Source organism: Bradyrhizobium sp. Pa8 (genome assembly GCF_052588265.1).
The window spans coordinates 4,916,773-4,936,364 of the sequence record NZ_CP176767.1 but is presented as its reverse complement, the minus strand read 5'-3'; the positions used below and the strand labels follow the sequence as shown (position 1 = coordinate 4,936,364).

The following is a 19,592-nucleotide window of genomic DNA, read 5'->3' as shown; positions in this document are numbered from 1 at the left end:
CCCTTTGCATCGCCCTCCGGCATGCTATGGATGAATCGCCGGGTGGTGAGTGAGCTATGAGCGCCGAACAGTCGCCTAAAATCGTGATTGTCGACGAAAGCCCGATCCGGGCTGCGATCCTCGAGGAAGGGTTGCGGGAGGCCGGATTCACGCAGGTCGTCCATATCCGCGAGATGCAGAGCCTGCTCGCCCGTATTTATGCGGTGGATCCCGACATCATCCTGATCGATCTGGAAAACCCCAGCCGCGACGTGCTTGAGGCGATGTTCCAGGTCAGCCGCGCCGTGAAGCGGCCGATCGCGATGTTCGTGGACCAGAGCGATTCAGCCTCGATCCAGGCGTCCGTGGAGGCGGGAGTATCCGCCTACATCGTCGACGGGTTGAAGAAGGAGCGCATCAAGCCGATCCTCGACCTCTGCGTGTCCCGCTTCAACGCCTTCGCAAAACTCCAGGAGGAGCTGGAGCGCACCAAGTCGCAGCTCGAGGACCGCAAGATCATCGAGAAGGCCAAGGGAATTTTGATGAAGGTCAAGGGCCTCACCGAGGACGAGGCCTACGTGCTGCTGCGCTCCACGGCGATGCGCGAGAAGAAGAAAATCGGCGAGATCGCGCAGTCGATCATCACCGCGTCGGAGATGCTGAAATGACCGGTCCCCTCCGCATCGGGTTCATCCCGCTGGTCGACGCCGCCGCCCTGATCGTCGCGGTCGACAAGGGCTTTGCCGCCGCCGAAGGGCTCGAGGTCGAGCTGGTGCGCGAGGTCTCCTGGTCCAACGTGCGCGACAAGCTCAATATCGGCCTGTTCGACGCCGCGCATCTGCTGGCGCCGGTGGCGATCGCGTCCTCACTCGGGCTCGGCCACGTCAAGGTGCCGATCGCGGCGCCGTTCAACCTCGGCGTCAACGGTAACGCGATCACGGTCTCGCCGGCGCTCCATGCCGCGCTGATGGAGGAGATCGACGGCGACCGCTTTGATCCGCTTGTCACGGCGAAAGCGCTGGCGAAGGTCGTCGCGAAGCGTCGCAAGCTAGGTGCCGATCCGCTGACCTTCGGCATGACCTTCCCGTTCTCGACCCACAATTACCAGCTGCGGTTCTGGATGGCGGCGGCGGGCGTCGATCCGGATGAGGATGTGCGCCTCGTGGTGCTGCCGCCGCCCTTCATGGTCGATAGCCTCGCCAATGGCCATGTCGATGCGTTCTGTGTCGGCGCGCCGTGGAATTCAGTCGCAGTCGATCTCGGCATCGGCCACATCCTGCATTTCGTCTCCGACATTCTCGTGCGCGCGGCAGAGAAGGTGCTGGCCGTCCGTCAGGTCTGGGCCGACAAGCATCCGGATGTGGTGGCAGCGCTGGTGCGCGCGGCCGTGAAGGGCGCCGAGTTCATCGAGAACCCCGCGAACCTGTCTGAGGCGGCGCGGATCCTGGCGCAGCCGGAGCGGATCGGCGTCGATGCCGAAGTCATTCAGCGAACCCTCACCGGGCGCCTGAAGATTTCTCCCGACGGCACCCTCCGCGAGAGCGGTCGCTATCTCCTGGTCGGACGCGAAGGGGCAGGGCGCCCGGACCCCGTCCAGGCGGCCTGGCTCTATGCGCAGATGGTGCGCTGGGGGCAGACCGCACTGACGCCGGACGGCGTCAAGACGGCGATGGCCGTGTTCAGGCCCGACCTCTACGACGCAGCCCTCGGTCAGCAATCGCCCGCTGAAGCCCCCGCGGCGTTCGGGGCATTTGCGGGCCCGGCCTTCGATCCCGGCAACATCCGCGGGCATCTGGAGGCCTTCGAGGTCGGACGCTGGAAGGCCTGATTCGGTCCTGCATCGTTTTTGGGCGGAAGAGATCATCGGCTAAATTTTGGGCCGCCTGCTCGAATTTCATGAGAGTTCCGGACCGCGATTTTCCGGCTTGTCTGTAACCATCTGAAATTAAAGTAATTTTCATTTCATCGAAGCTGGCACGCAACTTGTATGTTGCAGTGCGGCCAGCTTGTCACAGACGCCTGCTGAGCCAAGTCCCGCAGCAACGAAGCTGACCGGACCGTTGGGTGCGCAGCCGGCTTCTTGAGCCAGCCGGGTTCCTCGCGGGTCGCGCAATTTTCCGTCGATGCCACCCGGTGGCCGCAGGAGCTTCGTTACCGACCATGAAAATCGATACGCTCTCAGTCGACTTTTCCGACGAGCAGAAACGCTATCTCGAAGGCTTCACGACCGGTTTGCAGATCAGCCGGGTCGGTCGCGGTCTTGGCGGCAGCGCCGGCAAGGCCAATGCCGAGCCCAGGGGCCCCGACGCCGTCCACATCAAGGCGCAGGACAAGGTCATCGCAGCCGGCAAGAAGCTCGCCGACCAGGAGAAGTTCAAGCGCGACGAGCATCCCTTCGATGCCTATCCGCGACTGCGGCAGCAGGCGCTCGACAACGCGCCGCCGAGCCCGGCGGACAATTTCCGCTGGCGCTATTACGGCATCTTCTACGTCGCGCCGACACAGGACTCCTACATGTGCCGGCTGCGCATCCCGAACGGCATCATGAAGCACTGGCAGCTGTCCGGCCTTGCCGATCTCGCCGACGAGCTGTGCGGACCATACAGCCACGTCACGACGCGCGCCAATCTCCAGCTCCGCGAGATCCCGCCGAAGAATGCGATCAAGCTGATCGAGGGCATCCAGGATCTCGGCCTGTGCTCGCGCGGCTCCGGCGCCGATAACATCCGCAACGTGACGGGAACGCCGACCGCCGGAATCGATCCGCAGGAGCTGATCGACACGCGCCCCTATGCTCGCGAGTGGCACTACCACATTCTCAACGACCGCTCGCTCTACGGCCTGCCGCGCAAGTTCAACGTCGCCTTCGACGGCGCCGGCAGGATCGCGGTGCTGGAGGAAACCAACGACATCGCCTTTACCGCGTTCGAGGTGAAAGATGGATTTGGTCTCGAGCCCGGTGTCTGGTTCCGCCTCGGCCTCGGCGGCATCACCGGCCACAAGGACTTTGCAAAATACTCCAACATCATCGTCAAGCCGGAGCAGGCCACCGCCGTCGCCGACGCCATCGTGCGCGTGTTCATCGATCACGGTGACCGCACCAACCGCAACAAGGCGCGTTTGAAATACGTGCTCGATGCCATGGGCCACGACGGTTTCCTTAAACTCGTCGAGGAGCGGCTGATGACGCCGTTCACGCGCGTGCCGGAAGAGGCGTTTGCGCCGCGGCCAGCCGCTGACCGCATGGCGCATATCGGCGTGCACAAGCAGAAGCAGGATGGCCTGAACTGGATCGGCATCTCGCTGACGCTCGGCAAGATCAGCTGCGATCAGATGCGGGGGCTGGCCAAAGTGGCGCAGGACCTCGGCGACGGCGAGATCCGCCTGACCGTCTGGCAGAACCTGCTGATATCGGGCGTGCGCGACGAGAATGTCGAGCTCGCCATTGCGGCGATCAAGCAGATCGGGCTCGCGGTCGACGCCTCACACATCCGCGCCGGCCTGATCGCCTGCACCGGCAGTGCCGGCTGCCGTTTCGCGGCTTCCGATACCAAGCGCAATGCCGCCGAGATCGGCGACTGGTGCGAGCCGCGCGTCGCCATGGACAAGCCGGTCAACATCCACGTCACCGGCTGCCATCATTCCTGCGCGCAGCATTACATCAGCGACATCGGCCTGATCGGGGCGCGTGTGCCGGTGAACGACGAAGACACGGTGGAGGGTTATCACCTCTTCACCGGCGGCGGGTTCGGTCCCGATGCGGATGTCGGGCAGGAGGTTTATCACGACCTCAAGGCCGAAGACGCGCCGAAGACAGTCGAGGGACTGCTCAAGGCATATATCGCTCACCGCTCGTCGCCCGACGAAACCTTCCTGTCCTTTGCGCGCCGCCATGATGGCGAAACGCTGCGCAAGCTTGCCGATGCACAGGTGTCCGCATGAACCAGATCACGCCTCCGCCGAAACTCGACATCATTCCCGCCAGCGCCCCGTTCTCCGACGCGCAGCGCTCCTGGCTCAACGGCTTCTTCGCCGGGCTGTTGTCGCCTGACGTGGCCACGCCGTTGTCGGCGGAGCAGGGCGCAGCCGTCATGCAAGCCGGTGACGGCGACGACGGTGAAGCGCCATGGCACGACCAGACCATGCCGATCGCGGACCGGATGAAACTCGCCGAAGGCCGTCCCGTGCGCCGCAAGATGATGGCCGCGATGGCGCAGCAGGACTGCGGCCAGTGCGGCTACAATTGCCACGACTATTCGGAGGCGATCGCCACCCGTAGCGAAGCACGGCTCAATCTCTGTGTCCCCGGCGGCAAGGAAACCGCGCGGATGCTGAAGTCGCTGTACGAGGAGCTGGACAAGGCGCCAGCGGCCAAGGCGGCCGACAAGGTGGATGCGGTGGCGGCGCCGGCCGTGACGGTGACGATCGCTGAGCCCGGCCGCTCGCGCGACAACCCGGTCGCGGCGACGTTCCTGTCGCGGCGCCTGCTCAACAAGGGGAAGTCGGAGAAAGAGACCTATCACGTCGAGTTCGATCTCGCCGAGAGCAAGCTCGACTATGTCGTTGGCGATAGTTTTGGCGTGTTCGCACACAATGAGGTCGGCCTCGTCGATCAGATCATCGCGCTGCTCGGCGCCTCCCACACCACCAAGGTCAACGGCAAGACGCTGCGCGAGGTGCTGATCGACGACGTCTCGCTGTCGCCGGCGCCCGACACGCTGTTCGAGCTGATCTCCTTCATCACCGGCGGCGCGCAGCGCGAAAAGGCGCGGGCGCTGGCACAGGGCGAGGATCCCGATGGCGACGCCGCCACGCTCGACGTCATGGCGGCGCTCCAGAAGTTTTCGGGCACGCGGCCGCATCCGGAGGCCTTCGTCGAGGCGCTGGAGCCGCTCCAGCCGCGGCTGTATTCGATCTCGTCCTCGCACAATGCGACGCCGGGAAAACTGTCGCTGACGGTGGACTCCGTGCGTTACGTCATCGGCAAGCGCAAGCGGATCGGCGTGGCCTCGACCTTCCTCGGCGAACGCATCGCCGAGGGCGAGAAGCTCAAGGTCTATGTGCAGAAGGCGCACGGTTTCGGCCTGCCGCAGGATCCGAAGACGCCTGTCATCATGATCGGCCCCGGCACCGGCATCGCGCCGTTCCGCGCCTTCCTGCTCGACCGCAAGGCGACCGGCGCGCCCGGCAAGAACTGGCTGTTCTTCGGCCATCAGCGCAGCGATTGCGATTTCTTCTACCAGGAAGAGCTCAACGCGATGAAGACCTCGGGGCTGCTGACGCGCATGTCGCTGGCCTGGTCACGCGACGGCGAGAAGAAGTTCTATGTGCAGGACCGCATGCGCGAGGTCGGCCGCGAGGTGTGGACCTGGCTCGCCGAGGGCGCACATCTCTACATCTGCGGTGATGCCAAGCGCATGGCCAAGGACGTCGAGCGCGCACTGGTCGACATCGTCGCGCAGTTCGGGGCACGTTCGACGGATGAGGCCGTCAGTTTTGTCGCCGAGCTCAAGAAGACGGGCCGCTTCCAGGCTGACGTCTACTAAGGCGCGAGCCGATCAGCGCAAATCGTCCCGGCGGCGCAACTGCCGGGCGTCGGGCCGCTGGGTCGTTTCTACTGTGCATGGGGTTGTTTTCGACAATTTTGTTGGAGGGGGGTCTGAATGCCTTCGCCCGACTGTCATCCCACCGTCATCCGGGCCGGTTCCAGCTGGCTCGGATCTTAACGAATAAGATTCTCGGAACCCGCAGGCGAAGAGAATTTGCGCCTGCGACGGGGCGCCTTCAGAGAACCTCCATCGCTATTTTCGCCGCCATCTTGCCTCCCGCCAGGGTTGATCCTTCATACTCACGCAAATGGGGCGTTGGAGATCGACCATGCGCGAACTATCGGCGGAAGCCAGGCTGCACTTCTACGCGCGCTCGCTCTCGCGTCGGACCGGGGCGAGCATGCATCACGTTGGGCTCTACAGCGCCTTCGCGGTCATCGCGGCCATCGTGTTCGGCACGCTCTCGGTGCACCCGTTCTGATCACGCCCCGCGCTTGAACGGCGCGACCTCGATCCCCGCATCCTTCAACGCCTGACGCAGGCCGCGCGCGATGTCGACCGCGCCATGCGTGTCACCGTGGATGCACACCGTGTCCGTGCGCATCTTGATCACCTTGCCTGTCACCGAGACCACCGCGCCATCCTGCACCATGCGCACCACGCGATCGGCGATCGCCTTGGCATCGTGCAGCACCGCGCCGGGCTTCTTGCGCGAGACGAGGTTGCCGTCGTCCTCATAGGCGCGATCAGCAAATACCTCGTGCACCATCGGCAGATTGGCGTCTTCGCCGGCCTTCACCAGTTTTGAGTTGGCGAGCACGACGAAGATCAGGCTCGGATCGACCGCCCTAATGCCGGCGGCGATCGCCTTGGCCGTCATGTCGTCCTCGCAGGCGACGTTGGAGAGCGCGCCATGCGCCTTCACATGGGTGACCTTGTGCCCGGCTGCCGTCGCGATCGCCTGCAACGCGCCGATCTGGTAGGCGACGAGGTTCTCGATCTCGGAGGCCTTCAGGCCCGCGATCGGATGCCGGCCGAAACCGTGCAGGTCGCGGTAGCCGGGATGGGCGCCGACCGAGACGCCGCGCGCCTTCGCGAGCTCGACCGTCCGGCGCATGATGTCGGGGTCGCCGGCATGGAAGCCGCAGGCGACGTTGACCGAGCTGGCAAGGTCGATCATCGCGGCGTCGTTGCCCATCTCCCACGCGCCAAAACCTTCGCCGAGGTCGCAATTGAGATCGATCGTCTTCATGGGGTGCTCTCCGCCTCTGGTCGTCTTGTGGCTTACGGCTCCGCCGTGACCTGCCAGGTCCCGGCATCCACGGCGCTCACCGCATAGCCCGCGACATTAGCATCGCTGAGCGCCTCGATGTTCAGCTCGACGGTGTCGGAAGAGCGCAGGCGATCGGGCAGGTTGCGGATGAGTTGCGCGAACTTGCGCGCCTCCTCCTGCGCCTCGGCCATGGTGACCTCAAGGAAGCGGAACGCGGTTCCCGCCGAGGTCTGCGCGAGGCGGCCGACATCGGCCGTGATCACGGTTGCGATCTTCGGATAGCCGCCGGACGTGCCGCGATCCATCATCAGCGCGATCGGCGAGCCGTTGCCGGGGACCTGAATGCTGCCGTTGACGGTACCGTCGGAGACGATGTTGTGGCCGTGCAGATGCTTGATCGCCGGGCCTTCGAGCCGGTAGCCCATGCGGTCGGAGGTCGCCGAGATCTTCCACTCGCTGTCGAGGAACAGCGCCTTGTTGGCGTCGTCGAACTCGTCGTCCTGCGGGCCCAGCAGGACACGGATCGGACCGCTCGCAGGCTTCGGCAACTCGATGCGCAGCTCCGGCGCGCCGCTTGCGGCATCGACTGTGAATTCATCGCCGGCCTGGAGCGGCCGCGGGAAGGGGCTGCCGAGGCCGGCGCGGGCGTTCACCGCGAGACTGCCGAACACCGGCTCGCCTTTGATCCCGCCTTCGATCGCCAGATAAGTGAACGCCCCGCCGCGGGCAAAGCCCAGCGTCAGCGTCTCGCCGTCCTTGAGCGTCACTGACGTATCCATGGCCACCGGCCGCCCACCGACGTCGGCATTGCGCGGGGCGCCTGATATCGCGACGCGCACGGCGCCGTCTTTCGCGGTGAACGTGGCGCCGAAGGGGCCGATCTCGACCACGGCCGCGAACGGCTCGTTGCCGACCAGCGTGTTCGCTGCCGCCAGCGACAGACGGTCCATCGCCCCGCTGACCGTTAGGCCGTAGCGCTGCGCGCCGTGGCGGCCGCCGTCCTGAACGGAGCTTGCGGGACCGATGCTGGCGATCACGAGCCGGCTCACGCGACCACCTGCTCGGCGATGATCTCGCCGGCCTCGGCGGCGCGATCCAGTTCCTCGAAGGTCTTGTGGTCGATGGCGAAAAACGTCACGCGATCACCGGGTTCGGTGAGAAAGGTCGGATTCCGGTGGAGTTGATAGGTTCTGACAGGCGTGCGGCCGAGCAAGTGCCAGCCGCTAGGGGCCGCCAGGCACTGGATCCCGGCCTGGATGCCGCCGATCGAGATCGTGCCGGCAGGCGTGAACAGCCGCGGGCTCTGCCGCCGCGACATGTGCAGGGATTTGTCGAGGCCGCTGAGATAGGACCAGCCCGGGGTGAAACCGATCATGGCAACGCGATAGTCGCCGGCGACGTGACGCGCGACGATGTCGTCGGGCGTGGTGTTCAGCGCCTTGGCGACATCCTCGAGGTCGATGCCGTGCTCGCCGCCATAGGCGACGGGAATGCGCCAGCGCCGGGCTCTCGTGGCCGGCGGCAGCGGCTGGCTGGCGAGCGCGAGCAGCTTTTCGCCGAGCGCGTCGAAGCCGATCTTGCCGGGATCGTAATGCACCAGCAGCGAGCGATAGGTCGGAACGGTCTCGGTGATGCCGTCGATGGGGCTTGCTGCGAGCGCCTTGTCGAGCGCGAGCACGCGCTCGTTGGCGGCGTCATCGATGGTGCGGCTGAATTCGACCGTGACGGCGCTGTCGCCACTGGGCAGAAGGCGGGGCGGGGGAAGCGTCGCGGCCATGAGCTGTCGAAGGGCTGTCGAAATCGGGCTTCTCAGGAAATGCGGGCTCAGCCTTGAGTTCCGCTTTTCCCTGCTTCGCGTAAATGCGCCCGCAAGTCCAATAAATTAATGCAAGGGGAAACGATAAAGCGTTGTTATCGCGTCGCATAACAGCCCAGCGGCCCTGCGTTCTTGCTGGCTCTTTGGCCCTTGACGCAAGGGCTGCGGCTCGCAAGATGCGCGCGTTCTTTCCCGCCCATCCGGAGCTCGTTTTCGTCCATGTCGCTGTCCCCCGAAGCCCGCAAGACCCTCGCCGGCATCACCACTGCCACCATCACCACGGTCCTGCTGAAAAAGGGCCTGCGCAACGTGTGGATGCGCGGCGCGCGACCGCTGCGCCCGGGCCTGCCGCGCCTGGTGGGACCGGCCTTCACGCTGCGCTTCGTGCCGGCGCGCGAGGATCTGGCGACGCCGGAATCCTGGTCGTCGCCGATCTCGACCCGCACCGCGATCGAAGCGATGCCGGACGGCTGCATTGCCGTGGTCGATGCCATGGGCATCACCGATGCCGGCATCTTCGGCGACATTCTTTGCGCGCGCATGATGAAACGCGGCGTGACCGCGCTGGTCACGGACGGCGTGGTGCGTGACGTCGAGGGCGTGCTCGGCACCAACCTTCCGGTCTGGTGCGACGGCTATGCCGCGCCGCCGTCGGTTGCAGGCCTCACCTTCGTCGGCTGGGGCGAGCCGATCGGTTGCGGCGGCGTTGCCGTGTTCCCGAACGACATCGTGGTCGCCGACCAGGACGGCTGCGTGCTGATCCCGCAGGCGATGCTCGATCACGTGCTCAATGAGGGCGTCGAGCAGGAGCGCATGGAAGCCTGGATCGTCAACGAGGTGAACAACGGCGCGGTGTTGCCGGGCCTCTATCCCATGAACGCCGAAACAAAGGCGCGCTACGCCGCCAGCAAGAAGTAACAGGAAACGAGGTATCCCATGGAAATCACCGTCGCAGGCACACGGCCGACCCGCCGCGCGCCCAAGGAAAATTTTACGGGCACCGTGTTGCAGGACCCCGTGATCATGGCCCCGGCGCCGGCGCGGCTGAACTGCTCGCGCGTCACCTTTGAGCCGGGCGCGCGTACCAACTGGCACCACCATCCGCTTGGGCAGACGCTCTACGTGATTTCGGGCGTCGGCCGTGTCCAGACCAAGGGCGGTCCGGTTCAGGAGATCCGTCCCGGTGACACCGTCTGGATTCCGCCGGGTGAACTGCACTGGCACGGCGCCTCGCCCAACAACAGCATGTGCCACATCGCCATGCAGGAGGCGCTCGACGGCGTCTATTCGACCTGGCTGGAGCCGGTGACCGACGCGGAGTACGGCGCGGCGCTGGGCTAATCTCTCGTGCCCCGGATGCAATGCAGCGCGTAAGCGCTGCGTTGCTGATCCGGGGCTCACAAGTTTCCTCAAAGCAAGAGCCCTTGGGTCCGGGCTCTGCGCAGCAACGCTGCGCGTTGCAGCGCGTCCGGGACACGGCAAATCACATCCGCTCCGCCGTCCACGTGCCCGTGCACAGGGTGCAGCGCCATGTGCCGGAGCCTGAAGTGCCGCTGAGCCGGCCGAAGCCGACGGCGCGTTTGATCCCGGTGCTCAAGGTGACGTTGATGTTGCCGGCATCGGCCACGCGGCCGGATGCTGAAACCGCGGCGCTGCTCGATGCGATCTGACCGTTGCTGATGCCGATCGAGACCGTTGCGCCGTTGCCGCACGTCTCGCTCGATGATGAGATGCGGACATTCCAGGCGCCATCGAAGGTCGAGGTCGCCGCGCCCGCCTGCGTCAGCGGGACGGCGATGGCGACAATGCTGGTGAAGAGACCTTTGCAAAATCCGTTCATGACACGCCCCTTGGGTTGACCATGCGGGGATCGTGGCATGAGCGCGGAACCCGCGATGTGAGAGCTGTCACGTGCGCAAGGGGCTCTGTGAGGTGGCGCACCCCGCAAGGAGATCGCGGACAAAAGCAAAGGGGCCCGGATCGCGGGCCCCTTGTCTCGGTTCGAACGTCGAAGTCGGACTCAGTTCACGCGCGTCCAGGTCTGGCCGCCGCAGAACATGCCGCCGAAGGCGCAGCCCTGCACGCGCAGGCGGTCGGTGCCCTTCATCGCGATCGTGGAATCGTAGGTTGAGCCGGTGTTGGGGTCGAGGATGCGGCCGGACCATTTCTGATCCTTGTTCTGGTCCTTGGCGGGTTTCATGTTGATGAGGACCTGTTCGCCGTTCTGGTTCGATTTGCTGTCGACCGAATAGCCGCAGAGATTGCTGCCGCATTGCTCGATGCGGACCTTGCCTTCCTTCTCCTCGGTGAGCCAGATGCCGAGCGGTGAATTGAGATCGCGCGCGGGTGCGGCTGCGGGAACCGGCGGTGCGACGGCGGCCGCCTGAACGGGTGCGGGGGCCGGCGCCGGAGCCGGAGCGGGGGCTGGAGGCTGCGCCGGGGGTGCAGCAGCCACAGTCGGGGCCGACGGCGGCGCCACGGCGGGCGCTGCCTGCTGCTCGACCGAAGGCGGTGCGGGCGGCGGCAACACGGCCGTTTCGGCCGGCGCGTTGCTGGCGGTTGCAGACGGCGGCGGAGCGGGCGGGGGCGGCGCTGCAGCGGCCGGCGCCTGTTCGGTTGCGGGCGGCGCTGCGACAGGGGCGGGAGCTGGCACCGGAGCGGCCGGCGGTTGCGGATCAACCTTGGCCTGTTGCGGCGCCTGCTGGCCCGGGGGCGTCTCGTTCTTCTTGGCTTTCTTCGCCTTGCCCTGGCCGGTGTTGTCATAGACGCCGGGGATCTGCACCGTGCCGCGGTCCGGATCGATGCGGATGGTGCGCCCGCCATATTCGAAAGTGTACTGCGCCTGCGCGGCGGTGCTCGCCAAAAGGAATGCGGCCGTGGCCAACAGCTTCCTCATTTCCGTCTCCTGAACAGCTGGTCCCCGTACCAACGCTTTACGCGCCGGTTCGATCGCAAAAAGTGATCTAGATCACTGTCACCGTATGAGTCGTGGTCCGGCTGGTTCGGGTTCAATACGCCCGGAACCCGTCCACAGTTTGGCCGAGACAAGCAACAGGAGGACGCGGCCTGGAGCGCCGCTCCGATGGGATCGGAACGAGGCTCTAGATTCCGTCTTCCTTACGCGAACCGATATCCACTACGCTCGGAAAACGCTCTAGTCGAACCAGGCGGCGTAGATCTTCCTGTAGCTGCCGTCCTCCATCGAGATGTGCAGCCACTGGTCGACGAAAGCCTTCAGCGCCATGTCGCGCTGGAGCCAGTAGGCCTTCTCCGAGAAGTCGAACGGCTTTTCGGGATGTACTGCGCAGAGCACGCCGGAATGCTGCTTCTGCTGATAGCGGGTCTCGGAGGCGTCCGTCATCATCAAATCGGCGTTACCCTTGGCGATCTCGTCGAAGATCACGGTGTTGTCGGGGAAGACGTTGATCTCGGCGTCCTTGATGTTGGCGCGCGCGAACCGCTCGTTGGTGCCGCCGGGATTGACGATGACGCGGGTGCCCTTCTTGTCGATGTCGGAGATGGTCTGGTACTTGCCGACCTCGGCGCAGCGTGCGATCGGCGTCTTGCCTTCGCGCATGATCGGCATCGAGAAGAAGCCCTTCTTCTGCCGGTCGAGCGTGACCGAGACGCCGCCCATGGCGATGTCGAACTGGTCGGCCTCGAAGTCCTTCATGAGCTTCGGCCAGGCCGTCGGTACGAATTCGACCTTGACGCCGAGCGCCTTGCCGAGTGCCTCCGCCATGTCGACGTCGAAGCCGCTGAACTGCTGCGTCGCCTTGTCCAGGTAGGTGAAGGGCTTGTAGTCGCCGGTCATGCCGACGCGCAAAGTGCCGCGCTTGACGATCTCGTCGAGGCGCGACGGCGCCGGCTGCTGCGCATACGCCGAAAAGTTCGCCAGCAGGACCGCGGCCAAGGCCGCCACGATTCGAACGATCATCTCTTTTCCACCCATGCCCGAGCTGTCATTGTGCAGCTCTTGAAACTTGGACTTAGACCAGATGCCCGTCGCTGGCGAGGCGGAATTGAAGGGAATTTAGGGTGACGATCTCGATGTATGACGCCTCGGTCGGCGTCTTCGTGCCGTATCTGCGCAACCTGTCGGCACTGCTGGACAAGGGCGTCGCCTATGCCGAAAGCCGGAAGTTCAATCCGGCCGTCCTGCTCGGCATGCGCATGGCGCCGAACATGTACGATCTGGCGCAGCAGATAGGGGAGGCGTGCCGCCATGCCACGGTCGCGCCGGCCTTGCTGGCCGAGCAAGAGCCGGTGGCGCTGCCGGCGCTGGAGCACGACATCGCCGGGCTGCAGGCGCGCATTGCGACGTCAATCGAGTTCATCGAAAGTCTGTCGCGCGCCGAGATCGATAGCGCGGCGGAACGGAATGTCTTCTTCAGGCTGAAAAACGGGACCGAGCTGCCCTTCACCGGGCGGACGCTGCTTCTGACGTTCAGCGTCCCGCAATTCTTCTTTCACGTCACGACGTCCTACGACCTGCTCCGGCATGCCGGGGTCGAGCTCGTGAAGCGGGATTTTCTCGGCCCCCGCGAGCGCTAGGCTTCGCCCTTGCGCTCGTAATCGGCGAGCGAGCTGCGGCCGGCGATCTCGCTGCGCAGCTCCTCGAAGCGCCGATGTGCCTCGTCCTCGTGCGCGTCGACGAAAAGCACCGCGGCTTCGCTCGTCATCGGGCCGCTGACCACGGGCGCGGACTGCTCGCCGATGGTCTCGTGGACGTAGAACTGGCCGTCATCGCCGCGATGGACCGTCCATTTCAGTCGGATCGCCACCATCGGCCCCGGACCGACTTTGCTGTAGCCGTCGGCATCGGTGTGCTCCGGCACCAGCGGCTGCTCCTCGACCACGGGATGCTCCTCGGTGGTCAGATGCTCGTCGGAGGCCAGATGCTCGTCGGAGGTAGATGGATGCTCGTCGGCGACCACGTGCTCACCGGCGACCACGATTTCGGTCTCGGTCTCGCGGACGACGAGGACGGGCTCGGGGTGCTCCAAAATGCTGGCGATGGTCGCCAGCGCGTGGTCGGTCGGGTCGATCTCTGACAAGGGTTCATCCTCCAGCTCGACGCGGCCGGCAAGTCTGTCCCACTGCCGCCGCGGCCGGCCTTATTACGCGGGTTTGATTAAGGCTGAGTTTGGGCTCGATCTGCACCAAAATGGGACGCATTCTGGCGTTCCGGAGGCGGGCGGATAACCGCCCGCCTGGAGGTCGGCTCAGCCGAGCACGTCCTGGTTGATGATGTTCTGCCGGATAGGATCGCCGTCCAGCACACTCAGGATGTTGCGAGCGGTCTGCTCGCTCATGCGGCTCACCGCCTCGACGGTGACGCCGGCGACGTGCGGGGCCATGATGACGTTGGGCAGCGCGAACAGCGCGTTGCTGACCGGCGGCGGCTCCACCTCGAACACGTCGATCCCGGCACCGGCAATCCTGCCGGAGACCAGGGCGTCGTATAGCGCAGCCTCCTTCACGATGCCGCCGCGTGCGGTGTTGATGAGATAGGATTTCGGCTTCATCCGGCCGATCCGCGCCGCGTCGAACAGGCCGACGGTTTCCGGCGTCTTCGGGCAATGGATGGTGACGAAGTCGGCGTTGGGCAGCGCCGCGTCGAGATCGGCGACGGGCTCGCAGCCCGCGGCCTTGATCTCGGCGGCAGGCTTGTAGGGATCGTAGACCTGCACCTTCATGTCCATCGCCAGGCAGCGCTTGGCGGTGCGTGTGCCGATGCGGCCGAAGCCGACGACGAGCACGGTCTTGCCGTAGAGATCGAACGGCAGCATGCCGAGCCGGTCGGCCCATTTGCCGTCCTTGACGCAGGCATGCATCTCCTGCGCGCGCTTGGCCAGCGTCAGCATCATGAACAGCGCCTGCTCGGCGACCGAGGGCGAGTTGGCGCTGCCCGCGACCATCAGGGGCACCTTGCGGCGGGAGAGGGCGGGTACGTCGACGGCGTCATAGCCGACGCCGATCCGCGTCACCACTTTCATGTCGCGGGATGCCTCGAGCTCGGTCTCGCCGAAAGCGGTGGCGCCGAGCGCCACGCCGTGAACCGGGGCGTGGCTCTTCAGCAAGGCCTCGAAGTCCTTCGCCGAGATCAGGTTCGCAAACTCGACGAGCTCGATATCGTCGCGCTGGGTGAGGAGGGCGCGTGCCCCTTGCGACAAGGTTTGCGTAACGAAAATCTTCTTCTTGTTGGTCGCCATCGTCTCCTGCCCGCGCGAGTTTCTTGGACCGGCATCACAACACGGCGCCGGTCGCCTCGTTTAGCAGGTGCATATTGTTGAGGTCCATCGCCAAACGCATGGGTGCCCCGTCCTTGGCGCCGGCATTGGGATCGACGCGGCCGCAGATAGGTGTGCCGTCGAGCCCGAAATAGACCAGCGTCTCCATACCCATTGGTTCGGTGACGTCGAGCACGGTCTCGAAGGTTTCGATCCCCGGCCCGAGATGCGCGTGCGACTCGGTGAGATGCTCGGGCCGGATGCCGAGCAGCAGCTGGTCGGTGCGCGGCAGTGCGTTGTAGCGCGCCGCGCGGGCGGGCGGCAGCGCGAACGCGATGCGATCGGTCAGGCGGATCTGGAGTGTGCCGCCGGCATCCTCCAGCCGGCACGGGATGAAATTCATCGCGGGCGAGCCGATGAAGCCGGCGACGAAGCGCGTCACCGGCTTGTGGTAGAGCTCGTTCGGCGTGCCGATCTGCTCGATGCGGCCCTTGTTCATCACAACGACGCGGTCAGCCAACGTCATCGCCTCGACCTGGTCGTGGGTGACGTAGACCGTGGTGGTGCGCACCTTCTGGTGCACCTTCTTGATCTCGATCCGCATCTGCACGCGCAGCTTGGCGTCGAGATTGGACAGCGGCTCGTCGAACAGGAACACTTTCGGATTGCGCACGATGGCGCGGCCCATCGCGACGCGCTGGCGCTGACCGCCGGAGAGCTGCTTCGGCTTGCGGTCGATCAGGTCGGTGATGTCGAGGAGGCGGGCGGCTTCCGTCACCCGCGCCTTGATCTCGGCCTTGGGATAGTGCTTCAGGCGCAGCCCGAACGACATGTTCTCCGCGACCGTCATGTGCGGGTACAGAGCGTAGTTCTGGAACACCATCGCGATGTCGCGGTCCTTGGGCGGCACGTCGTTGACGACGTCGCCGCCGATCATGATGTCGCCGTCGGTGATGTCCTCCAGTCCCGCGATCATGCGCAACGTCGTCGACTTGCCGCAGCCAGAGGGGCCGACGAGGACGATGAACTCATGGTCGGAGATATCGAGATCGATGCCGCGCACGGCTTCGACATCGTCGTAACGCTTGATCACCTTGCGCAGGGAAACGTCGGCCATTGCACTTCAACCCCTCGATATCAACCCTTCGTCGCGCCGGCGGTCAGGCCGGCGATGTAGTAGTCCATCAGGAAGGCGTAGATGACCAGCGGCGGAGCTGCGCCGAGCAGAGCGCCGGTCATGATCTGCCCCCAGTTGAACACGTCGCCCTTGATCAGCGTGGTGGTGATGCCGACCGGCAGCACGAGCTGGTCCACCGACGTCGTGAACACGAGGGGATAGAGGAACTGCGCCCACGACACGGTGAAGGCGAAGATAGTCGCTGCGATCAGCCCGGGCAGCGCGACGGGGATGAATATCCGCGTCAGGGTCTGGAGCCAGGAGGCGCCATCGATCAGGGCAGCTTCATCCAGCTCCTTCGGGATCGAGGCGAAATAGCCGATCATGATCCAGGTGCAGAACGGCACCGTCAGCGTTGGATAGATGAACAGCAACACGTACCATCTGTTGAGCAGCGTGATGCCGGTCAGATCCTGGACGAGCCCGAGTGTCTTGAACAACGGGATGAACAGGAGGCTGTCCGGGATCAGGTAGGTGAGGAAGACGCCGGTGGCCAGCGTCGCCGAGCCCCAGAACTTCATGCGGGCCAGCGCGAAGGCCGCGGGGATGCTGATCAACATCGTGATGATGACGACCACGATCGACACGATCGACGAATTCCAGAAAAAGCGCAGAAACTGGTTCGAGGTCAGAAGCTCGACATAGTTCGACAGCGTCGGGTGGAACACCCACCAGGGGTTGGTCGCAGCCGATATTTCCGCGCTGCTCTTGAGCGATGTGATCAGCATGTAGATCGGCGGCGTCAGGAAGAAGATCGCGAACAGCACCAGGAAGAAATAGGACCAGCGCAGCGCCCAGGTGCGGTCGCGGCTCATGCTGCCAAGCTTGACCTTGCGCGTCGGGCCGCCCTTGTCGATTGCAAGCGTGCTCATCAGGCTTCGTTCCCGCGTTTGGTGACATCGCGCAGGATGAAGATCGCTGCGACGGCGAGGATCGGCACCATGAACAGGGAGACGCAGGCGCCGAGCGGAATGTCGCTGCTCTGGATGCCGACCTGGAACGCCCATGTGGCGAACAGATGCGTCGTATCCAGCGGCCCGCCGGACGTCAGGATGCGCACGATGTCGAAGTTGGCGAAGGTCACGATCAGGGAGAACAGGGTCGTGATGGCGATGATGTTGCGCATCATCGGCAAGGTGATGTGCCAGATTTTTTGCCACCAATTGGCGCCATCGATCGCCGCGGCTTCATAGAGCTGGTCAGGTACGGATTTCAGTGCGGCCAAATACATGATCAGGAAGAATGGCGCGCCGTACCAGACGTTGACGAGGATGACGGAGAAACGTGCCCAGAAGGTGTCACCGAGCCAGGGGATGGGGCCGACGCCGAAGAACGAGAGCGTATAGTTGAACGCGCTGTAGGAGGGATCGAACAGCCACAGCCATGCCAGCGTGCTCATCGCCGGCGGGATCACCCAGGGGACCAGCAGCATGCCGCGCCATTTGCGTTGCTTTTTGCCCGGAATGTTGTGGACGAAATGCGCGACGATGAAGCCGATCAACGCCTTGAAGATTACGGCGGTGATCGCGAAAATGCAGGACTGTCGCACCACCATCCAGAACGTCTCGCGCTTGAACAGGAAGGTGAAATTGCCGAGGCCGACGAATTTCGTCATCGCCTTGTTCAGCGTCGCCAGGTAGACCGAATAGAAGGCGGGATAGAGCACGAGCAGGGCGATCAGGAGAATCAGCGGCAACGTCAGGAAGAACGCCACGGTCGATTTTCGTCCCAGTGCATTGCGCAGGCTCGATCCCTTGCGCGCGCCCGCCGCACGGGCGACGCGACCTCGCTCAACGACGACATCGGCCATGTCAGCTTCCTTGAATCAGCTCTCTTGAGGCAGCAGCTTCTCTTTGCGGACTTCCAACTGCAAACCCGGCCTTTAGGGCGGCTTTGCAGGCATGCGGATCCGATGATGGGATGCGGACGGCTCGCGCACGCGGCGCGAGCCGTCCTGTCCCATCGCGGTCTAGCTTCGCATGAAGCCTTCGCACTCGCCTTCGGCCCAGGCGAGCGCCTGCTCCATGGTTTCGCCGCGCGCAAAACGCAGCGCCATCTTGGTCAGCGTCGCCTGGAAGTAGATCTGTTGCGCGATCTTCGGCGGCGCGGGCGACGCTGCGATCGACAGCGTCTGATGCTTGTAGGGGTCCGGGTAGTGGAAGAGCGTTCCCTTTGGCGGCCCTTCCTCCTCCCATGTCTTGAACTTGGTCATGTTCGCGTAGGCCGGCAGGTCGTAGCCGCCGCTCACCGCGACGAATTTCTCGATCGAGGCTGGCGATGACATGTGAACGAGCAGGCTCTTGGCCGCCTCCTTGTTCTTGCCGAAGCTCCAGACGCCCCAGAAGTAGGGCAGGTACGGCGCAAACCGCCCCTTGGGACCCGACGGGAAGCCGTGCGTCCAGCACTGTTCGGCGACCTGCGGCGCGTCGCGCTTGGCAACGGCCCAGGCGCTCGGCGGATTGAGGATCATGGCGCCGCGGCCGGAGATCAGCCATTTGTTGTTGGAGGCGTCGTCCCAGGACGGTGCATCCGGCGGCAGGAACGCGATCAGCTTCTTGTAGAACTCCATGGCCTGGCGAACCTGGTCGGTCTTCACCGTGATGTCGCCCTTGGCATTGACGAGCTCGGCGCCGAACGACTGGAAGAGCGCGCCGGCGGTGTCCACGCTGTCCGTGGTCTCGCCCATACCGATGCCGAACGCGAAGCCCGCCTTGTGGCAGGCCTCGGCCGCCTTCAGGAAGGTCTCCATCGTCCAGTTCTCGACCTTGGGCGGGCCGCCGGCCGGATACATCTCCTGCACGTCGATGCCGGCATGCTTCTTCATGAGGTCGATGCGGGAGCAGGGGCCCTTGATCTGGCTGCCGGGCGTCGCGGGCACCGCGAGCCATTTGCCGCCGGACTGTCCGAGATATTTGACGGTGCCGTTCACCTCGCCGTTCTGCTTGAGCAGCGGCTCCATGACGTCGTTGAGCGGCTCGAGATTCTCGGCATAGGCCTGCGGCCACCAGCTCGGCATCTGAAGAATGTCATGACCGGACTTGGCCTGCGCTTCGGCCGCGGCGGTCAGCTCGATCTTCTTGTTGTTGCTGGTGATGTAATCGATGGAGACTTCGACCTTCTCCTTTGCGGCCCATTCGTTGACGAGATCCGTCGAGGCCTTGTTGGCGCCGGGGACCCAGTGGTCCCAGAAGCCGATCGAGAGTTTGCCGGCGGCGTAAGCGCCCCGGACATAAGGCGCCGAGATCAGCGCCGCGGAGGACATTGCAGTGGCAGCCACAAATTGACGTCGCGTCAGTGTCTTGCGTGACATCTCGTTTCCTCACCTGGGTGTTTTATTGTTCTGGTGCTTCCTCTGGCATTCCGAGTTTTGTTTTTGATTTCTTGTTCGCGTTTCTTCTTGTGCGACCGCCTCGCCGTGAAATCGCGCGAAGCGCAGCAAATTGGTAGCGCGATCAGATCATGATTGATCCCGTCTGTCGAGGAAGCCGAACGGGTCGCCGTCTAGAACTAACGTTGCGTCCGGGAATGCGGCGGCGCCGTCTCGCGGCGCGCACCAGAGGTGAAC

Annotated in this window: 20 protein-coding genes; 8 read left to right on the top strand and 12 right to left on the bottom strand. The window is 64.5% G+C overall.

Features of this window, described 5'->3' with window-relative positions; translation table 11 throughout:
- Positions 1 to 56 precede the first annotated feature (56 nt).
- The 5 genes from ACKWRH_RS22725 (at position 57) to ACKWRH_RS22705 (ending at position 6,009) form a co-directional block, all read left to right on the top strand.
- A complete protein-coding gene (locus tag ACKWRH_RS22725) occupies positions 57 to 647 on the top strand; it encodes an ANTAR domain-containing response regulator (RefSeq protein WP_027559205.1) in 591 nt (196 codons plus the stop codon).
- Positions 644 to 1,807 carry a CmpA/NrtA family ABC transporter substrate-binding protein gene (locus ACKWRH_RS22720; RefSeq protein ID WP_445215335.1) on the top strand — a complete coding sequence of 388 codons (1,164 nt, stop codon included), beginning with the start codon at positions 644 to 646 and terminating at the stop codon, positions 1,805 to 1,807. The genes ACKWRH_RS22725 and ACKWRH_RS22720 overlap by 4 nt, the downstream gene beginning before the upstream one ends.
- A 332-nt stretch (positions 1,808 to 2,139) precedes the next feature.
- Entirely contained in the window at positions 2,140 to 3,921 is a 1,782-nt protein-coding gene (locus ACKWRH_RS22715) for a NirA family protein (protein WP_445215334.1), read from the top strand.
- Positions 3,918 to 5,525, top strand: a complete 1,608-nt coding sequence (locus tag ACKWRH_RS22710; RefSeq protein ID WP_445215333.1) for a sulfite reductase subunit alpha — start codon at positions 3,918 to 3,920, stop codon at positions 5,523 to 5,525. The genes ACKWRH_RS22715 and ACKWRH_RS22710 overlap by 4 nt, the downstream gene beginning before the upstream one ends.
- A gap of 331 nt (positions 5,526 to 5,856) precedes the next feature.
- On the top strand, positions 5,857 to 6,009 hold the full coding sequence (locus tag ACKWRH_RS22705) for a hypothetical protein (RefSeq protein WP_014495196.1): 153 nt from the start codon (positions 5,857 to 5,859) through the stop codon (positions 6,007 to 6,009).
- On the opposite strand, the gene ACKWRH_RS22700 is transcribed toward ACKWRH_RS22705, so the two are convergent.
- From ACKWRH_RS22700 to pxpB, 3 genes are read right to left on the bottom strand one after another with little or no spacing between them, the layout of a single operon-like run.
- Positions 6,010 to 6,780, bottom strand: coding sequence for a LamB/YcsF family protein (locus ACKWRH_RS22700; RefSeq protein WP_445215332.1), 771 nt, complete (start codon positions 6,778 to 6,780; stop codon positions 6,010 to 6,012).
- A gap of 32 nt (positions 6,781 to 6,812) precedes the next feature.
- Positions 6,813 to 7,850: a biotin-dependent carboxyltransferase family protein gene (locus ACKWRH_RS22695; protein ID WP_445215331.1), complete on the bottom strand. Its 1,038-nt coding sequence runs from the start codon at positions 7,848 to 7,850 to the stop codon at positions 6,813 to 6,815.
- Entirely contained in the window at positions 7,847 to 8,578 is a 732-nt protein-coding gene (gene pxpB / locus ACKWRH_RS22690) for a 5-oxoprolinase subunit PxpB (protein WP_445215330.1), read from the bottom strand. The genes ACKWRH_RS22695 and pxpB overlap by 4 nt, the downstream gene beginning before the upstream one ends.
- A 258-nt stretch (positions 8,579 to 8,836) precedes the next feature.
- Between pxpB and ACKWRH_RS22685 the strand changes: the two genes are divergently transcribed.
- Positions 8,837 to 9,535: a ribonuclease activity regulator RraA gene (locus tag ACKWRH_RS22685; RefSeq protein ID WP_008129640.1), complete on the top strand. Its 699-nt coding sequence runs from the start codon at positions 8,837 to 8,839 to the stop codon at positions 9,533 to 9,535.
- A gap of 18 nt (positions 9,536 to 9,553) precedes the next feature.
- Positions 9,554 to 9,958 (top strand): (R)-mandelonitrile lyase, encoded by a 405-nt coding sequence (locus tag ACKWRH_RS22680; protein WP_248877621.1) that lies wholly within the window; start codon positions 9,554 to 9,556, stop codon positions 9,956 to 9,958.
- A gap of 142 nt (positions 9,959 to 10,100) precedes the next feature.
- On the opposite strand, the gene ACKWRH_RS22675 is transcribed toward ACKWRH_RS22680, so the two are convergent.
- From ACKWRH_RS22675 to ACKWRH_RS22665, 3 genes are all read right to left on the bottom strand, one after another.
- The gene (locus ACKWRH_RS22675) at positions 10,101 to 10,457 is read right to left on the bottom strand and encodes a hypothetical protein (RefSeq protein WP_445215329.1); all 357 of its coding nucleotides are present in this window, start codon (positions 10,455 to 10,457) and stop codon (positions 10,101 to 10,103) included.
- Between the two features lie 180 nt (positions 10,458 to 10,637).
- Positions 10,638 to 11,513, bottom strand: coding sequence for a DUF2147 domain-containing protein (locus tag ACKWRH_RS22670; RefSeq protein WP_445215328.1), 876 nt, complete (start codon positions 11,511 to 11,513; stop codon positions 10,638 to 10,640).
- Between the two features lie 258 nt (positions 11,514 to 11,771).
- The gene (locus ACKWRH_RS22665; protein ID WP_445215327.1) at positions 11,772 to 12,554 is read right to left on the bottom strand and encodes a transporter substrate-binding domain-containing protein; all 783 of its coding nucleotides are present in this window, start codon (positions 12,552 to 12,554) and stop codon (positions 11,772 to 11,774) included.
- Between the two features lie 113 nt (positions 12,555 to 12,667).
- Between ACKWRH_RS22665 and ACKWRH_RS22660 the strand changes: the two genes are divergently transcribed.
- Positions 12,668 to 13,171 (top strand): DUF1993 domain-containing protein, encoded by a 504-nt coding sequence (locus ACKWRH_RS22660; RefSeq protein ID WP_282519578.1) that lies wholly within the window; start codon positions 12,668 to 12,670, stop codon positions 13,169 to 13,171.
- On the opposite strand, the gene ACKWRH_RS22655 is transcribed toward ACKWRH_RS22660, so the two are convergent.
- The 6 genes from ACKWRH_RS22655 to ACKWRH_RS22630 form a co-directional block, all read right to left on the bottom strand.
- The gene (locus ACKWRH_RS22655) at positions 13,168 to 13,674 is read right to left on the bottom strand and encodes a hypothetical protein (RefSeq protein ID WP_445215326.1); all 507 of its coding nucleotides are present in this window, start codon (positions 13,672 to 13,674) and stop codon (positions 13,168 to 13,170) included. The two genes, ACKWRH_RS22660 and ACKWRH_RS22655, sit on opposite strands and share 4 nt — an antisense overlap.
- Positions 13,675 to 13,842: 168 nt before the next feature.
- Positions 13,843 to 14,832, bottom strand: coding sequence for a hydroxyacid dehydrogenase (locus ACKWRH_RS22650; RefSeq protein WP_445215325.1), 990 nt, complete (start codon positions 14,830 to 14,832; stop codon positions 13,843 to 13,845).
- A gap of 34 nt (positions 14,833 to 14,866) precedes the next feature.
- Complete coding sequence (locus ACKWRH_RS22645) at positions 14,867 to 15,967, bottom strand: ABC transporter ATP-binding protein (RefSeq protein WP_445215324.1); 1,101 nt, start codon at positions 15,965 to 15,967, stop codon at positions 14,867 to 14,869.
- Between the two features lie 20 nt (positions 15,968 to 15,987).
- Entirely contained in the window at positions 15,988 to 16,899 is a 912-nt protein-coding gene (locus ACKWRH_RS22640) for a carbohydrate ABC transporter permease (protein ID WP_445215323.1), read from the bottom strand.
- Positions 16,899 to 17,837 (bottom strand): carbohydrate ABC transporter permease, encoded by a 939-nt coding sequence (locus ACKWRH_RS22635; protein WP_445215322.1) that lies wholly within the window; start codon positions 17,835 to 17,837, stop codon positions 16,899 to 16,901. The genes ACKWRH_RS22640 and ACKWRH_RS22635 overlap by 1 nt, the downstream gene beginning before the upstream one ends.
- Positions 17,838 to 17,996: 159 nt before the next feature.
- On the bottom strand, positions 17,997 to 19,337 hold the full coding sequence (locus tag ACKWRH_RS22630; RefSeq protein WP_445215321.1) for an ABC transporter substrate-binding protein: 1,341 nt from the start codon (positions 19,335 to 19,337) through the stop codon (positions 17,997 to 17,999).
- Positions 19,338 to 19,592: the final 255 nt, after the last annotated feature.

Coding starts and splice junctions, on each gene's coding strand:
- ACKWRH_RS22725 (WP_027559205.1), top strand. CDS start 57: ATGAGCGCCGAACAGTCGCCTAAAATCGTGATTGTCGACGAAAGCCCG.
- ACKWRH_RS22720 (WP_445215335.1), top strand. CDS start 644: ATGACCGGTCCCCTCCGCATCGGGTTCATCCCGCTGGTCGACGCCGCC.
- ACKWRH_RS22715 (WP_445215334.1), top strand. CDS start 2,140: ATGAAAATCGATACGCTCTCAGTCGACTTTTCCGACGAGCAGAAACGC.
- ACKWRH_RS22710 (WP_445215333.1), top strand. CDS start 3,918: ATGAACCAGATCACGCCTCCGCCGAAACTCGACATCATTCCCGCCAGC.
- ACKWRH_RS22705 (WP_014495196.1), top strand. CDS start 5,857: ATGCGCGAACTATCGGCGGAAGCCAGGCTGCACTTCTACGCGCGCTCG.
- ACKWRH_RS22700 (WP_445215332.1), bottom strand. CDS start 6,780: ATGAAGACGATCGATCTCAATTGCGACCTCGGCGAAGGTTTTGGCGCG.
- pxpB (WP_445215330.1), bottom strand. CDS start 8,578: ATGGCCGCGACGCTTCCCCCGCCCCGCCTTCTGCCCAGTGGCGACAGC.
- ACKWRH_RS22685 (WP_008129640.1), top strand. CDS start 8,837: ATGTCGCTGTCCCCCGAAGCCCGCAAGACCCTCGCCGGCATCACCACT.
- ACKWRH_RS22680 (WP_248877621.1), top strand. CDS start 9,554: ATGGAAATCACCGTCGCAGGCACACGGCCGACCCGCCGCGCGCCCAAG.
- ACKWRH_RS22675 (WP_445215329.1), bottom strand. CDS start 10,457: ATGAACGGATTTTGCAAAGGTCTCTTCACCAGCATTGTCGCCATCGCC.
- ACKWRH_RS22670 (WP_445215328.1), bottom strand. CDS start 11,513: ATGAGGAAGCTGTTGGCCACGGCCGCATTCCTTTTGGCGAGCACCGCC.
- ACKWRH_RS22665 (WP_445215327.1), bottom strand. CDS start 12,554: ATGATCGTTCGAATCGTGGCGGCCTTGGCCGCGGTCCTGCTGGCGAAC.
- ACKWRH_RS22660 (WP_282519578.1), top strand. CDS start 12,668: ATGTATGACGCCTCGGTCGGCGTCTTCGTGCCGTATCTGCGCAACCTG.
- ACKWRH_RS22650 (WP_445215325.1), bottom strand. CDS start 14,832: ATGGCGACCAACAAGAAGAAGATTTTCGTTACGCAAACCTTGTCGCAA.
- ACKWRH_RS22645 (WP_445215324.1), bottom strand. CDS start 15,967: ATGGCCGACGTTTCCCTGCGCAAGGTGATCAAGCGTTACGACGATGTC.
- ACKWRH_RS22640 (WP_445215323.1), bottom strand. CDS start 16,899: ATGAGCACGCTTGCAATCGACAAGGGCGGCCCGACGCGCAAGGTCAAG.
- ACKWRH_RS22635 (WP_445215322.1), bottom strand. CDS start 17,837: ATGGCCGATGTCGTCGTTGAGCGAGGTCGCGTCGCCCGTGCGGCGGGC.
- ACKWRH_RS22630 (WP_445215321.1), bottom strand. CDS start 19,337: ATGTCACGCAAGACACTGACGCGACGTCAATTTGTGGCTGCCACTGCA.